The 16,398-nt window shown below is 39.5% G+C and carries 13 protein-coding genes; 10 read left to right on the top strand and 3 right to left on the bottom strand.

What is annotated here, in order from left to right; genetic code table 11:
* Window positions 1-339 precede the first annotated feature (339 nt).
* From pyrH to ACFO6W_RS09850, 8 genes are all read left to right on the top strand, one after another.
* Window positions 340-1,050: a UMP kinase gene (pyrH, locus tag ACFO6W_RS09885; protein WP_379995851.1), complete on the top strand. Its 711-nt coding sequence runs from the start codon at window positions 340-342 to the stop codon at window positions 1,048-1,050.
* 115 nt (window positions 1,051-1,165) lie between these two features.
* Window positions 1,166-1,726, top strand: coding sequence for a ribosome recycling factor (gene frr / locus ACFO6W_RS09880; RefSeq protein WP_379995849.1), 561 nt, complete (start codon window positions 1,166-1,168; stop codon window positions 1,724-1,726).
* Between the two features lie 101 nt (window positions 1,727-1,827).
* Window positions 1,828-2,754, top strand: coding sequence for a ribosome small subunit-dependent GTPase A (rsgA, locus tag ACFO6W_RS09875; RefSeq protein WP_379995847.1), 927 nt, complete (start codon window positions 1,828-1,830; stop codon window positions 2,752-2,754).
* A gap of 111 nt (window positions 2,755-2,865) precedes the next feature.
* Window positions 2,866-4,299 carry a cardiolipin synthase gene (cls, locus tag ACFO6W_RS09870; protein ID WP_379995917.1) on the top strand — a complete coding sequence of 478 codons (1,434 nt, stop codon included), beginning with the start codon at window positions 2,866-2,868 and terminating at the stop codon, window positions 4,297-4,299.
* 33 nt (window positions 4,300-4,332) lie between these two features.
* Window positions 4,333-5,529 carry a peroxiredoxin family protein gene (locus ACFO6W_RS09865; RefSeq protein WP_379995845.1) on the top strand — a complete coding sequence of 399 codons (1,197 nt, stop codon included), beginning with the start codon at window positions 4,333-4,335 and terminating at the stop codon, window positions 5,527-5,529.
* A 159-nt stretch (window positions 5,530-5,688) separates the two neighbouring features.
* The gene (gene gmd, locus ACFO6W_RS09860) at window positions 5,689-6,843 is read left to right on the top strand and encodes a GDP-mannose 4,6-dehydratase (protein WP_379995842.1); all 1,155 of its coding nucleotides are present in this window, start codon (window positions 5,689-5,691) and stop codon (window positions 6,841-6,843) included.
* Between the two features lie 23 nt (window positions 6,844-6,866).
* Window positions 6,867-7,964 carry a GDP-L-fucose synthase family protein gene (locus ACFO6W_RS09855; RefSeq protein WP_379995915.1) on the top strand — a complete coding sequence of 366 codons (1,098 nt, stop codon included), beginning with the start codon at window positions 6,867-6,869 and terminating at the stop codon, window positions 7,962-7,964.
* A gap of 36 nt (window positions 7,965-8,000) precedes the next feature.
* Complete coding sequence (locus ACFO6W_RS09850; RefSeq protein ID WP_379995840.1) at window positions 8,001-9,155, top strand: OmpA family protein; 1,155 nt, start codon at window positions 8,001-8,003, stop codon at window positions 9,153-9,155.
* Window positions 9,156-9,391: 236 nt separating this feature from the next.
* On the opposite strand, the gene ACFO6W_RS09845 is transcribed toward ACFO6W_RS09850, so the two are convergent.
* The 3 genes from ACFO6W_RS09845 to ACFO6W_RS09835 form a co-directional block, all read right to left on the bottom strand.
* On the bottom strand, window positions 9,392-9,829 hold the full coding sequence (locus tag ACFO6W_RS09845) for a DUF5606 family protein (RefSeq protein ID WP_291107792.1): 438 nt from the start codon (window positions 9,827-9,829) through the stop codon (window positions 9,392-9,394).
* A gap of 144 nt (window positions 9,830-9,973) precedes the next feature.
* A complete protein-coding gene (locus ACFO6W_RS09840; RefSeq protein ID WP_379995838.1) occupies window positions 9,974-10,906 on the bottom strand; it encodes a bifunctional methionine sulfoxide reductase B/A protein in 933 nt (310 codons plus the stop codon).
* A gap of 2 nt (window positions 10,907-10,908) precedes the next feature.
* Window positions 10,909-11,247 (bottom strand): hypothetical protein, encoded by a 339-nt coding sequence (locus ACFO6W_RS09835; protein WP_379995836.1) that lies wholly within the window; start codon window positions 11,245-11,247, stop codon window positions 10,909-10,911.
* Window positions 11,248-11,362: 115 nt separating this feature from the next.
* Between ACFO6W_RS09835 and ACFO6W_RS09830 the strand changes: the two genes are divergently transcribed.
* Together ACFO6W_RS09830 and leuS are read left to right on the top strand one after the other, a co-directional pair.
* Complete coding sequence (locus tag ACFO6W_RS09830) at window positions 11,363-12,622, top strand: DNA recombination protein RmuC (protein WP_379995834.1); 1,260 nt, start codon at window positions 11,363-11,365, stop codon at window positions 12,620-12,622.
* Between the two features lie 453 nt (window positions 12,623-13,075).
* A complete protein-coding gene (leuS, locus tag ACFO6W_RS09825) occupies window positions 13,076-16,288 on the top strand; it encodes a leucine--tRNA ligase (RefSeq protein WP_379995832.1) in 3,213 nt (1,070 codons plus the stop codon).
* The last annotated feature ends 110 nt before the right edge of the window (window positions 16,289-16,398 follow it).

Raw genomic sequence — 16,398 nt, 5'->3', positions numbered from 1 at the left:
AACAAAATAGAGTATCTTGTAACCCCTAACTGTTAAAAGGTAACAAAGGTAACAGATATATCAGTTAACAGTAAACAGTTAGCAGTAAACAGTGAACTAACTTGTAACTCGTAACTGCCCTAGGGCGGAGTAACTTGTAACTACTTTAATCAATCTATCAAAGAACTATCAGCTAACAGCTAAAGGCTATCGGCTCTTATTTTATTGATAAACCTCTTCAAAAAAGATAAAATCCTGTGTGTTTGTCCTGATGTTTTGAAAGAATAAAATCTGAATAGCAGATTTTGTTTTTCATAATTTAGTAAATTATGCTAGATTTGCATATACAAAAAATGAAATATGGCAAAATACGGAAGAATCCTCCTGAAGTTAAGCGGTGAATCCCTGATGGGAGGCCAGCAATACGGTATAGATGTTAACCGGCTGAACTCTTATGCCGAGCAGATAAAGTCTGTCGCTGATATGGGTGTCCAGATCAGCATTGTCATAGGAGGAGGGAATATATTCCGCGGACTGAGTGGAGCTTCGAAAGGTTACGACAGGGTGAAAGGCGACCAGATGGGCATGCTTGCAACAGTAATTAATAGCCTGGCATTAAGTTCGGCTTTGGTTGCTATCGGCCAAAAAGCCAGAGTATTGACTGCTATCCGTATGGAGCCTATCGGCGAAATTTACAGCAAGTGGAAAGCAATAGAGTCTATGGAAAACGGCGAAGTCGTTATTTTATCATGTGGCACGGGAAATCCGTTCTTTACTACGGATACGGGTTCATCGTTGCGTGGAATAGAAATTGAAGCCGATGTTATGCTCAAGGGCACACGCGTAGATGGCGTATATACGGCAGATCCGGAGAAAGACCCGTCAGCCGTTAAATTCGAAAGTATCTCATATGACGAAGTTTATTCCCGAGGGCTGAAAGTAATGGATATGACAGCTACCGTGATGTGTAAAGAGAATAACCTGCCTATCGTCGTCTTCGATATGGATACTCCGGGAAATCTGGAGCGGTTGATGAACGGCGAGAATATAGGCACTTATGTGCATGCGTAGTTAGTAGCAAGTTTGCCTCGCCTTCGCTTCGGCGAATGTTATTCTTTCGCCCTGCCGGACAGTTACGAGTTACAAAAGTCTTTAATCCTGAAATATTAAAATCCTGAAATAAATTATGACAGACCTAAAACAAATCGGAAAAAAAGCAGAAGATAAAATGCAGGCTTCTGTAGAGTTTCTTGATGAAACTCTATCCCGTATACGCGCGGGAAAGGCTAATCCTCATATCCTCGACGGGATAAAACTTGAATATTATGGCTCGCTTACTCCACTTAGCGGCGTAGCGGCAATTAATACACCGGATGCGCGGACTATCGTTATTCAGCCATGGGAAAAACAAATGCTGAAAGAGGTTGAAAAAGCTATTCTTAACTCCGATGTGGGCATTACTCCTGATAACAACGGGGAGATCATCCGCCTGTCCATTCCTCCTTTGACCGAAGAACGCCGTAAACAACTGGTAAAGCAAGCCAAACAAGAGGCTGAGGAAGCAAAAGTGAGTATCCGCAATGCGCGCCGAGATGCTATCGATTCAATCAAAAAGTCGGTAAAAGACGGAGTTGCAGAAGATATGGCAAAGGACGCGGAAAATGACATGCAAAAACTTCACGATAGATACATTAAAAAAATAGATGATGTATTTGCCCTGAAAGAAAAAGAAATATTGACAGTATAAAACTGATTATCTTATTATCTAATATGCCAATGTGCCGATGAAGTTCTGCAATTATTCATCATTGGCACATTGGCATATTAATTCATTGGCACATTAAGTATATGAATGGTCTTGTAATAAAGAATACGGGTAGCTGGTATTTGGTCCGCACTGATGACGGGAAGAATATCGAATGTAAGATAAAAGGGAATTTTCGTCTTAAAGGTATACGCAGTACCAATCCCATAGCTGTAGGAGACAGGGTCGGCATTGTTGAAAACAATGAAGGTACAGCCCTGATAACCGAAATAGAAGACCGGAAGAATTATATTATCCGCCGTTCTTCCAATTTGTCGAAGCAGTCGCATATTTTGGCGGCGAATATCGACCTGTGCTTTCTCATCGTTACCATTAATCATCCGGTGACATCTACTGTTTTTATCGACCGTTTTCTGGCATCGGCAGAGGCATACTGTGTTCCCGTGAATCTTATATTCAATAAAACGGATATTTATACCGAAGACGAGACCGCATATATGGAAGCTCTGATCAGCCTATACAACCACATAGGTTATCCGTGCCTCAGGATCTCGGCTTTAGAAAAAGAAGGAATAGAAACTTTACAAGAAAAGATAAAAGGGAAAATAACATTGTTTTCAGGGCACTCGGGCGTTGGAAAATCTACCCTCATCAATACCCTCATTCCTGATACGGGACTAAAGACGGGAGCAATATCAGGTTATCATGGAAAAGGAATGCATACGACCACTTTTTCCGAAATGATAGAATTATCTCAGGGAGGTTTTATCATAGATACTCCCGGTATCAAAGGCTTTGGCACGGTGGATATGGAAAAGGAGGAGATTTTTCATTTCTTCCCCGATATCTTCAGGTTTTCGAAAGACTGCCGTTTTCACAATTGTATCCATATCAATGAGCCCGATTGTGCGGTGAGGGCTGCTGTAGAAAAACATTACATAAGCGAGAGCCGATACAAGTCATATCTGAATATGATGGAAGAGGATGCTGACGGGAAATACAGGAAATAACCTTGCATGTTATAGAATCTGCGCTTCGACAATAACGATTAAATTTAAAAAGTTAATGCCTAAAACTCATATTTTATTATAACTTTGGTGTTATATGCTATTTGTATGCCAATGGAATCAATGGAAGCTGCAGATAATCTGATCCTTATTTTTCAAATCCTGTATGTTGTTACAGCATTGGGAACGATGGTCGTTGTCATCTCGGAAAACAGGAATCCTTTGAAAACTATTTCATGGGTGCTTATTCTGTTGTTGTTACCGTTGGTTGGGCTCGTTATCTATTATTTTTTCGGGGAGGATAGCCGGAAACAGCGTCTGATCTCCCATAAGATGTATAAGAAACTTAATCGCCGTTCTATCGGTCGCAAAGAGTTGCTCGAGACATTGAATCCGCCTGCCGAGCATAGAGGATTGGTAAATCTCTTGAACAGGCTCAAAGGCGCACCTTTATATGGTGGTAGCAATGTCACTTTTTATTCGGATGGAATAGCAAAATTTTATGCTCTATTCGAGGAATTGGAAAAAGCTAAAAAGCATATCCATATCCAATACTATATTTTTCTTGAAGATGAAATAGGGCGTAAAACGCGGGATATTCTTGTGCGTAAAGCGGCAGAAGGGGTGGAGGTACGTCTTATATATGACGATGTAGGGTCGTGGAAGGCCAAGCGCCGCTTCTTTAAGGAAATGCAGGGGCAGGGCATTGAAGTACAGCCTTTCCTGAAAGTAGCGTTTAAATTCCTGACCAGCCGGGTAAACTACCGTAATCACAGGAAAATCGTAGTCATAGACGGTAAAGTGGGATTTGTAGGAGGGATGAATATTGCAGACAGGTATATTTACGGAGTAAGCTTCGGTACCTGGCGCGACAGCCATATAAAAATTGAAGGAAAAGCCGTAGCCGGATTGCAAACATCTTTTCTGATAGACTGGTATTCTTCACGCAAAGAATTTCTGGCTTCCGATGCCTATTATCCAGCATTGGAAAACAAAGGGGATAATCTCATACAATTGGTTACCAGCGGTCCCGTGGGCCCGTTTAAAGATATACATCTCGGTATTTTGCAGGCAATATCCACCGCCAAGGAATGTGTATATATTCAAACACCATACTTTGTACCTACCGACGCATTATTACTGGCTATCCAGATGGCTTCGATGCGGGGGGTGGATGTAAGGTTGATGCTTCCCCGCCATTCGGATACTACATTTGTACATATTGCATCGATGTCATATTTAAAAGATGTGCTGGACGCAAAAGTAAGTGTGTTTTTCTATGAAGCCGGATTTTTGCATTCGAAGTTAATGGTAATCGACAGCTCCCTGACAATAACAGGTTCGGCAAATATGGATGTGCGGAGTTTCGAACATAATTTTGAAATAGATGCATTTATTTACAATGAAGGCACATGCAATGCTGCAAAAGAAATATTCTTCCGCGACATGGAAAAATCCTCGTTATTATCTGCCGAAGAGTGGGAAAAAAGATCGAGATTTGAGAAATTTAAAGAATCCGTTATGCGGTTGTTTTCACCTTTATTATGACCCGTTCCTCCGATTAAATATTATAAGAAAGCAATGAGTAAAAGACGGTTTTTCCATTATCTGATATATTTTATTCCGCTAATAGCCAATGCTCAGAAAATAAGTATATTATTGCCGCAACAGGCCAATAAGGAGTATGTATTTGTTCTGAGTAAGGGGATACAGCAAGATACTATTCAAAAAGGCATACTTCCCTTTACAGGAGATGTGATAATTAACATACCGGAAAGAGAAAAAGATTATGCGGGTATGGGATCGTTGCAAATAAAGGATGCAAGAGCCTTTAATATGATTGTTAATCACGAAGATTTTAGCGTGACACAAGCCGCAGATCAGAAATACATATTCAAAGATTCCCGTGAAAATGAATATTTATATTCTGTTATACAAGAAGGAGCCCGACCGCCCAAGGATACAACACTCTATGCTTCATCTTTTATCGAACTGGTGCGTTATATGCAGCAATTAAATAAACTGACCTCTCAGGGCGGAAGCCTTATGGAAAAAGCTAATGCCCGTTTGTTTGCGTTAAATCAACTTGATATGGATAAGCTTTATACCAGTGGTATATGGTATAATGTTGTAGACGGATTGGTGAAACTAACCGCTGACCAACAATTGATGGCAGAGGATATGTTTCGTTTAATGAAGCGGATAAACTCACAAGAGATCTTTGAGCATTTCGCAAACAATTTGATTGTTATTACCGAGCAATACGGGTGGGATGACGCATTCGGTATTATTGTGCCGTATATAGAAGAATCAGGCAGAATAGCTATTCCGCAAGGAAGGCTATTCGATGCTTTCGCTTTGGCAAAAGTGCGCAAGGGAACATTAGCACCGGATCTGGATGGGCTAACACCTTTGTTGGGGGAGTCTGGTTATAGACGGACTCTCTTGGTATTCTACCAGCCGGATTGTGAAAACTGCCATGTTCAGATAGACCGGTTGATCAGTGATTATCCGAAACTAAAAGAACAAAACGTACGGATAGTTTCGATATCTTCTGATACCAGTAAAGATACATTTGCCGGAGATGTAAAGCGTTTTCCGTGGTCCGATTCTGACAAGTTGTGTGATTACAAAGGATTTGCCGGTGGCAACTTTGTCAAATATGGAATAATGGGCACTCCTGCGTTCTTTCTCCTGGATGAGAAAGGCTTGGTCATAAAACGTTATGCTTTAGTCACTGATATTGATTTCAGTACCAATGTAAAAGAAGAAAAATGAAGTGTTTTTGCCAAAATAAAGATATTTTTATTTGAATTAGTTAAAAAAACTATATCTTTGTGACTTGTATGTTCTGTTTGGAAAAACAGACTTGATTTGTAGAGTTAAAGAATAATTATTGAAAATAAATCTTAATAAGGTGTTTATTAAGTGAATTTTATGAGCAAAAAAGTTGCACTCATCACAGGCGTTACAGGACAAGATGGAGCATATCTATCTGAATATTTGATAAAAAAGGGCTATACGGTTCATGGTATTAAAAGAAGATCGTCCTTGTTTAATACGGAGCGTATAGATCATTTGTATCAGGACCCTCATGATGAAAATCGAAATATGATACTTCATTACGGAGATATGACAGATAGTATGAATCTGACCCGTATTATAGGAGATGTCCAACCAGATGAAATCTATAACCTTGCGGCAATGAGTCATGTAAAGGTTAGTTTTGATACCCCCGAGTATACAGCAAATGCTGACGGTATCGGTACTCTTCGAGTATTAGAGGCTGTCCGATTGTTAAATTTGACCGGTAAAACCAGGATATATCAGGCGTCAACATCTGAATTATATGGATTGGTGCAGGAAATACCGCAAAAAGAGACTACGCCATTCTATCCCAGAAGCCCTTATGCTGTAGCCAAACTGTATGGATACTGGATTACAGTAAACTACAGAGAGGCATATGGAATGCATGCAAGCAATGGTATTCTGTTTAATCATGAATCACCACTGAGAGGGGAGACTTTTGTGACGAGAAAGGTTACCCGTGCTGTATCTCGTATAGCTCTCGGCCTTCAGAAGAGAGTATATATGGGGAATCTGTCCAGTAAGAGAGACTGGGGCCACGCCAAAGATTATATAAAAGCGATGTATCTTATTCTTCAGCAGGATACTCCTGATGATTATGTAATTTCTACCGGAGTAACAACCACAATCCGTGACTTTATAAAAATGTCGTTTTCGGAATTAGGAGTTGAAGTAGACTTTAAAGGAGAAAATGAAAATGAAGAAGGCTATATTGTTAATGTAAATGACGATGCTTTCTCAAAAACAGTTGGAGAAGAATATCTGTCTTCTTTTAAGAAAAGAATAGGAGATATCGTGGTCGGAGTAGATCCGGCATATTTCCGTCCCACAGAAGTTGAAATACTGATTGGAGATAATACCAAAGCCAGAACCAAGTTGGGATGGGAACCTACTTATGATCTCAGAGCTCTCTGTGAGGATATGGTAAGACATGATATTGAATTGATGAAGAAAGAAGAGTTCTTGAAAAATGGAGGCTATCGGATTTTGAATTACTTTGAGTAAGGAGAAAGGTTGTATAATAAATGATAGAAAAAGACGCTAAAATATATATAGCCGGGCATAGAGGGTTAGTCGGTTCAGCTATCCTCCGGAATCTGAAAGAGAAGGGATACTGTAATTTTATCTTAAAAACCCATGCCGAACTTGATCTAACCAGTCAAGAAGCAGTTGCCGATTTTTTTGCAAAGGAAAAGCCTGAATACGTCTTTTTAGCAGCGGCTAAAGTTGGTGGTATTGTGGCTAATAATACATATCGTGGGCAGTTCATATATGAAAATCTGATGATTCAGAACAATGTTATTCATCAATCATATGTGAATAATGTAAAAAAATTAGTATTTTTGGGTAGTTCATGTATTTATCCGAAGGAAGCACCTCAGCCTATGGCTGAAAATGCGTTGCTGACAGGCCCCTTGGAATATACAAATGAACCATATGCTATAGCGAAAATTGCTGGATTGAAAATGTGTGAAAGCTATAATATTCAGTATAATACCAATTTTATAGCTGTAATGCCTACTAATCTGTACGGACCGAATGATAACTTTAATTTGGAAACATCGCATGTTTTACCTGCGATGATTCGTAAAATTCATTTAGGGAAGTGTCTTGAAACGAATGATTGGCATGCCATAAGGAAGGACTTTGATATACGTCCTATAGAAGATATAACAGGCCGGTCTTCAGAAAAAGAGATTCTTGATATGATGAATAAATATGGTATTAAAAAAGTTGGAAATAGTGTGCAGGTCGAATTATGGGGTTCAGGAAAACCAATGCGGGAGTTTCTATGGAGCGATGAAATGGCTGACGCAACAGTTTTTGTAATGGAATCTGTAAACTTTTTAGACTTAATTAGTGTTATAGAAGGTAAAGAAATACGAAATACGCATATTAATATAGGCACAGGCACTGAGATATCAATAAAAGATGTGGCAAATACTATAAAGAGGATCGTTGATTTTTCAGGGGAACTATGGTTTAATATAGAAAAGCCTGACGGAACTATGAGGAAGTTGTCTGATGTATCTAAATTGAATTCATTAGGGTGGAGACATAAAATTGAAATAGAGGAAGGTTTAAACCGGATGTATTCATGGTATAATAAATATATAGTAGATTAAAATAATAGTGTTTAATTATAATTTAAAAGATTGATTATGAAAAAAGTAAGTTTACTTTTAGTTTTAGTTTTTGCGGCTATTACTATTTCTGCTCAAGAGAGTGGATTTAGCACAAAAGCTGGCCGTAAAGCGACTTTTGCGCGTAACGGTTTTTGGGACAATTGGTTTATCGGACTTGGTGCTGGAGCTAATTTTGTACAAGGCGATAACAACAAAGATGCAGATTTTCTGAATCGTCTTACAGTTGCTCCAACTATTCAGGTTGGTAAATGGTACAACCCTTATATTGGAGGCCGTTTGAAATTCCAGGGAGGTTCTTTGCACAATTTCCAAAACAATGCTACTGACATGATCCATAACAAATATTTCGGTGTAGAAGCTGATGTTATGTGGGATGTTACTAACTATTTAGGTAGGTACAACGAGAAACGTGTTTATAGCCTTATACCTTATGTAGGTATCGGTGGAGCAATCGGTTGGGACTACAAATTGGATGACAAAACACATCCAGGTGGAAAACAAAGAAACTTCACTATCAATGGTGGTATCATCAACAAATTCAAATTCTCGAACAGAGTAGCTTTGGATATCGATTTGTCTGCTATGTTGCTTAAAGAAGCTTTCAACCACGGGGGGGCAAACTCTTATGATGGTTTGGTGGCTGCTTCTGCCAGCTTGGTATTCAAAGTAGGTAAGAAAACTGATTTCTCTGAAGCTTTATTGATGGATCAAGGTCTTATCGATGACTTGAATGGTCAGATCAACAAACTTCGTCAGGAAAACGACAGACTTCGTAACCAACCTGCGAAAGAAGTTATCAAAGAAGTTGTTAAGGATTGCCCTAAATGTCCGGAAGCAACTAAAGGTTCATTCGTGTCTAACGTAGTGTTCTTCCGTTTGGGTAGCGCTAATATCGACAAGAACCAAGAAGTTAGCATCTTTAACACAGCTAAATATCTTCAAGATAATCCTAGCGCTAAAGTTAAAGTTGTAGGTTATGCAGACAAGAAAACAGGTACTCCTTCTATCAATGAAAAACTTTCTGAAAAACGTGCTAAGAATGTAGCAAACGAGTTGATCAAGAAATACAACATCGATAGCAACCGTGTAACTGTAGAATGGAAAGGTGACACAGTACAACCATATGCTGAAAATGCATGGAACCGTGTTGCAATTTTCGTAGCTCAATAATCTGAGTCAGAAATATAGAAAAAGAGAGTAGGATTCCTACTCTCTTTTTTTGTTATGTATTTTCTGATATAGAATAATTAAAGGCGAAACGATGCCTCCTATAAATAGGAGACTGTACGTTAAGTTATATATACAGACAGTCTCGTTATTTCTCTATCTGCAGAAAATAATGAGACCCGGACTATAATATTAGCCGGGTCTTATTATTTCTATAATTAAAGATAAATCTTATCTTTTTATTTTACAGTCTCGGTTTCAGTATCTGCTTTCTCCTCTACTACTTCCTCCTCTTTCTCGAAGTCGATATTTGCATTAATAAGGATATTATACCATCCTATTATCTTCTTGATATCGGTTGGATACACACGGTCCCTGTCAAAGTCAGGAAGTATCTCAAGAAAGTATTTCTTCAATTCCTCCGGTTTTGCACTGGTGTTGATAGAAGCTTTCTCTCCGTTTTCCTTTTGTTTGATGGATGCCAGAATGCCTTTTAACGGGGCGTCATCAGTTTCGGTATAGATAGATATATCTCCAAGGGATACAACTTTGTCCCGTGCATGAATCGGCATTTTCTTGCCATCTACCAATGACTCGACAATGACCATATTCTTTGCACTCGAAATAAGTTTATACAACCCCGGTTTACCGGAAACGGATAAGATTGTCTTTAACATAACAATTTGGTTTAGTTTAATATTATAGTTCTATTCTTTTCAGTTAAGCGACAAAAATAATGCTAAAGCTATTAATATCCATATTTACTGTATGGAAAAATATCAAAGTATTTCTTAAAATATTAAAATACAGGGTATTTACTTTCAGAATATCTTTTTATATACATGGCAATAAGGTTTTGTCCCCTTATGCTCATAATATTGCTGATGATAATCCTCTGCTTTCCAGAATGTAGACAGCGGTTTTAGCATAGTGGCAACCTTATATCCTTTACCCTCCAGTATTTCTATATACTTCTCCGCTATTTCTTTTTCATTCTCGTCCGTATAGAATATGCAAGAGAGATATTGCGGGCCTATGTCGGGACCCTGGCCATTTGTTTGGGTAAAGTCATGCGTTTCGAAGAATAACTTCACTAAGTCTTCATAAGTGGTTTTAGACGTGTCATATTCCACTTCGGTCGTCTCCAGATGTCCTGTATTCTTCTGGCAAACCTGCTCATAACTCGGGTGGTCTACATGCCCCCCCATAAAGCCCACAGATGTATGTGCTACACCTTTGGCCTTCATAAAATAATACTCTGTGCCCCAAAAACAACCTGAGGCGAAATAAGCCTTCTTAATCATTTTATTTTCTTCCGGAATAAATTTTAGAGAAATAGAATTAACGCAATGTCTTGTTTCTTTGGCTGTGAACCCCTCATTGAGGAACACATGCCCGAGATGTGCCCCGCAATTGTTGCATATAATCTCGGTACGCATCCCGTCAGCATCAGGAACACGTTTTACCGCCCCTTTTATTTCATCATCGAAAGAAGGCCATCCGCAATGCGAATCGAACTTATCTGATGAATTATATAATGGGGTATTACATCTTTTGCAGACATATACGCCTTTCCGTTTATTATTTATGTATTCACCTGTATATGGCGCTTCAGTCCCTTTGTGGAGAATTACACGTTCTTCCTCGGCTGTTAGTTTATTGTAATTCATATTTTCATTATTTATTTTGTTTTGGCTCCGGACGCATGATATCCCCATCAGGGCTATGCATAATAAGTATATCAACCGTTTCATATCTATTCTTTCTTTTTATAATAACTACGGAAAGCAAATAGCTTTCTTCTTTTCAAATACGATAGATCATACATCTGGGAATAAGCTTCCCGTTCGAATGAAATATTTTCATATGCTCTTAACCTGTTTTTATATTGTATCAATCTGATGAGCCATTCAAGTATATAGCATAGATAAAATAAAAAGATCAGCATCTCCAGCATTTGCCGGGTGTGAATCCGTTCATGATTCTTTTCTGCCTCACTCAGTGAACCATAGTCCTCGCGTACAATAATTAGCCCGAGCAGATTAATTGCGCCGAAGTCTTTTGGTGGAAAACGTTTACTATATATCATTCTCATCTTGGTTTTGTCCAACAAAAATATCTTCGAAAGCAAATGTTCACAAGTTTTTTGAGGCAAATTTTGTTAAAGGCTATATTTTGAATAACTTTCGCTCTCTTTAAAACAAATCAGTATGGAATTAGTTTATGCCTCTATTATACTAGTACTGGCGATTGTGCTTATCCTTTTTATGCAGAAAGGAAATAAGCAGCGTGAACAGGAATTGAAGAATGAGATCAACCGTTTGTCGGCAGATAAAGATGCCATACAAAAAGAGCAAATGGAGAAAATCCGCGAAATAGCCGAAACAAGGGCTTTGTTACAATCGAAGGATGAACAGCTGCGGCTTCAACAGGAAGAGCTGCTCAATACCCGTGCTCAACTAAATAAGGATTTCCAGATACTGGCCAATCAGATACTGGAAGAGAAAACGCTTCGCTTTACGGATATGAACAGGTCGAATATGGAAGCTATCCTGAAGCCTCTGAATGAAAAGCTTGTAGAGTTTAGGGTGAAAGTAGAGGAAACCTATGATAAAGAATCCAAGCAGCGTTTTTCTCTGGAAGAGCGTATCCGGGAACTTGTCGCCCTTAACAATCAGATAAGCGAAGATGCCAATAATCTGACTAAGGCCTTGAAGGGCAATAACAAAATACAGGGAAACTGGGGTGAGATGATTCTCGAATCTATTCTTGAAAAGTCCGGACTGAAAAAAGGAGAAGAGTATTTTACCCAGGAATTCATTGTGGATGAGAATGGCAGCCGCGTCCGAAATGCACAGGACAAGTATATGCAACCTGATGTTGTTGTGATGTATCCGGGAGGACGGAAGATAATTATAGATTCAAAGGTGTCCCTGAGCGCTTATGTCAAGTATGTGGAGGCAGGGTCCGACGATATTAAGCTGATAGCGGAAAAAGAGCATGTGATATCCATTAAGCAACATATAGACGAACTGAGCCAGAAATCTTATCAGGACTATGTAGAGTCACTCGATTTTGTAATGATGTTTATTCCTAACGAACCTGCATATATTCTGGCAATGCAGCTCGATTCTACTCTTTGGGATTATGCCTACCGCAAGCGTATCCTGCTGATTAGCCCGACTAATCTGATTGCGTCATTGAAGGTTGTTTCCGACTTGTGGAAACGGGAGTATCAGAGCCGTAATGCCATTGAAATTGCCAAGCGGGGCGCTGCTCTCTATGATAAATTTGCAGGCTTTGTGGATACCCTTCAGGATGTAGGTAAGAATATAGAGCGTTCCCAAAAATCGTATGATAAAGCTTTTTCCCAGTTAAAAGAAGGTAATGGAAATCTGATGCGCCAGGCAGAAATGCTTAAAGAATTGGGAGTTAAGGCGCAAAAAGAACTTCCGGATAGTAATATATAGTTAAATATTGCTAATTTTTGAAAGAAAAACACCAAAACATGTTTTATAACATAAAAATCGATTATCTTTGTACTGTGTTTTTCATGGTATTAGATTTAAGGTTAACAATGAAGATTGGTTGTCGGGATGACAACCTTTTCTTTTTTATAGAAGATCCTAAATCTATCTGCAAATTGCTTATAAGTGAAAAGTTGACAAACCTGACACTTTTTACTCTTTTTTATCTGTTATCTTTTCCCAAATCATTTTAGATTCTGTAATTAGATGTCAAAGAACCTTTGATATATAGATAAAGAATTCCGAAAATAATAACTGTCCGTATTTTATAGGATGTATCTATAATTCCGGATAGTAAATGGATTGGCATGTGCAAGAAAGCGCAGTCCTTAATTCGTATTAATGTAAAGAAATAACTATCTTTGCGCCAATAAAAATCGCAATAAAAACCCGGTTATGGAATACAATTTTAAAGAGATTGAAAAACGTTGGCACCAGTATTGGATCGACCACAAAACTTACAAAGTAACGGAAGATAAGAACAAACCAAAATATTATGTACTCGATATGTTTCCTTATCCGTCAGGAGCAGGCTTGCATGTCGGCCATCCACTGGGCTATATCGCCTCTGATATTTTCTCCCGATACAAACGTTTGAAAGGCTTCAATGTCCTTCATCCGATGGGCTATGATGCCTATGGGCTTCCTGCCGAGCAATATGCCATCCAGACAGGTCAGCATCCGGCTGTTACTACAGCGCAGAATATAAACCGCTATCGGGAACAACTGGATAAGATAGGCTTCTCCTTCGACTGGAGCCGTGAAATTCAGACATGCGATCCCAGGTATTATAAGTGGACGCAATGGGCATTTATCCAGATGTTCAACAGCTATTATTGCTATGATGAAGATCAGGCCCGTCCGATCGCTGAACTGATCGCTGCCTTTGAACAAGTGGGCACGAATGGCCTGAACATAGCTTGCAGTGAAGAATTGCAATTTACCGCGGATGAATGGAAAGCATATTCCGACGAGAAAAAACAAGAAATATTACTTAACTACCGCATAGCATATCGCAGCGAAACCAAAGTAAACTGGTGTCAGGCTTTAGGTACTGTATTGGCTAACGATGAGGTTATCAACGGATTGTCGGAGCGTGGCGGATATCCTGTAGAGCAACGTTTGATGCGCCAGTGGAGCTTGCGTGTATCGGCTTATGCTCAACGCCTGCTTGATGGTTTGGACAAGATAGACTGGAGTGAATCCATCAAGGAAACCCAGCGCAACTGGATTGGACGGAGCGAAGGAGCAGAGATCCACCTCCCCCTGGCCCCCTCCAAAAGAGGGGGGAGCGCTACACCACCCAATTACACTACAAATAAATTGGATTGGAATACAAATATAGATAACGCGCGTAAAAACCGTAAGGAGTCTACAGTGGCTGAAAATGCCTTATGGCAGATGTTGCGGAATAAAAACATCGGATATAAATTTAGAAGACAGCATCTCATAGACCGCTTTATTGTAGATTTTGTTTGTTTCGAAAAGTCTGTAATCGTAGAAGTAGATGGGAAATATCATGAAAGTGATGAACAAATGCAGGCTGACCAGCAAAGAACCGATATTTTGAAAAGTCTTGGATATGAAGTTCTTCGCTTCTCTAATGAAGAAGTTATTGGTAATATCGAAGAAGTTTTGCAGAAGATAAAATCGTATTGCGACGCCCAAGTCCCCTCTTTTGGAGGGGATTTAGGGGAGGTGGCTATCTTCACCACCCGTGCCGATACGATTTTCGGGGTTACCTTTATGGTGCTTGCTCCTGAGAGCGATTATGTATCTCAGGTCACCAAGCCGGAACAAAAAGCAGAAGTTGACGCTTATATTCAGGCTACAAAACGCCGTACAGAACGTGACCGCCTGATGGATAAAAAGGTATCCGGCGTATTTACTGGATCATATGCTATAAATCCGCTGAACGGCAAAGAAATTCCTATCTGGATATCGGATTATGTACTTGCCGGATACGGAACGGGCGCTATTATGGCAGTACCCGGACACGATAGCCGTGACCATGCTTTTGCGAAGCATTTTGGATTACCTATCATTCCGTTGATAGAAGGTTGTGATGTATCGGAAGAAAGTTTCGATGCCAAAGAGGGTATCATGATGAATTCCGGTTTCCTGGATGGCCTGACTGTAAAAGAAGCTATCGAAAAAGCCCGTGAATATATCAAAGAACATAAGCTGGGACGTATAAAAGTAAATTATCGTTTACGCGATGCTATTTTCTCACGTCAGCGTTATTGGGGGGAACCATTCCCTGTTTATTATAAAAACGGCTTGCCATACATGCTTCCAATAGATAAGTTGCCTTTGGAATTGCCGGAAGTGGATAAGTATCTGCCGACCGAAACGGGTGAACCACCGTTAGGACGCGCCACAAAATGGGCTTGGGATACAGTAAACAATGTGGTGGTAGAGACATCGAAAATAGATAACAAGACTATATTCCCGCTTGAGTTGAATACCATGCCGGGCTTTGCCGGTTCGTCCGCCTATTATCTGCAATATATGGACCCATATAATGCGAAGGAATTGGTATCGAAAGAAAAAGATGAATACTGGCGCAATGTCGACTTGTATATCGGGGGAACCGAGCATGCTACAGGCCACCTTATATACAGCCGTTTCTGGGATAAGTTCCTATATGATATAGAAGTTTCGTGTGAAGAAGAGCCGTTCAAAAAACTTATCAATCAGGGAATGATACAGGGACGTAGCAACTATGTTTATCGTATAAACGGGACAAATAAATTTGTGTCCTATAATCTGAAAGATCAGTATGAAGTACAGGAACTTCATGTAGATGTCAACATCGTTAGTAATGATATCTTAGATTTGGAAGCATTCAAAAAATGGAGGCCGGAATATGAAACAGCGGAGTTCATTCTCGAGGATGGCAAATATATTTGTGGCTGGGCTGTAGAGAAGATGTCCAAATCATATCATAATGTCGTTAATCCGGATGATATTGCTGAAAAATATGGTGCAGATACCCTTCGCATGTATGAGATGTTTTTAGGACCGTTAGAGCAATCCAAACCTTGGGATACAAACGGTATTGACGGGGTGCACCGTTTCTTGCGCAAAACATGGAATCTGTTTTACAAAGGAGATGATTTTGTGGTAACGGACGGAGAACCGACAAAGGAAGAATTAAAATCATTGCATAAGCTGATAAAGAAAGTTTCGGGCGATATAGAGACATTCTCATTCAATACATCTGTTGCCGCCTTTATGATCTGTGTAAATGAACTGACTGCCGCGAAATGTAGCAAGAGAGCGGTTTTACAAGAGTTTCTTGTCGTTCTTGCGCCATTTGCGCCGTTTGTTGCGGAGGAACTTTGGCGTGCTCTAGGTAACACAACTACTATCTTCGATGCCGAATGGCCGGCATTTAAAGAAGAATATCTGGCAGAAGATTCGTTCCGTTATGGGGTGGCGTTCAATGGTAAAGTACGTTTCGATATAGAATTCCCGGCCGACGCGGTTCAGGCTGATGTAGAAGAAACCGTATTGAAGCATGAACTTGCAAAAAAATGGCTTGAGGGTAAAACTCCTAAGAAAATCATTTTTGTACCTAAGAAAATGATTAACGTTGTGTTGTAAAGAGAAATGAATGCTTTCAGAAATATAAGTAGAAGAAAGCATTTTATGATATGTTTTTTTAGTCTAATTACTTGTTGTATTTAAACTTAATAAAATAATAAATAGGTCCG

The sequence above is a fragment of the Dysgonomonas termitidis genome (assembly GCF_042654545.1).
Classification (GTDB): Bacteria; Bacteroidota; Bacteroidia; order Bacteroidales; family Dysgonomonadaceae; genus Dysgonomonas; species Dysgonomonas termitidis.
This window is presented reverse-complemented; position numbering and strand designations above follow the sequence as displayed.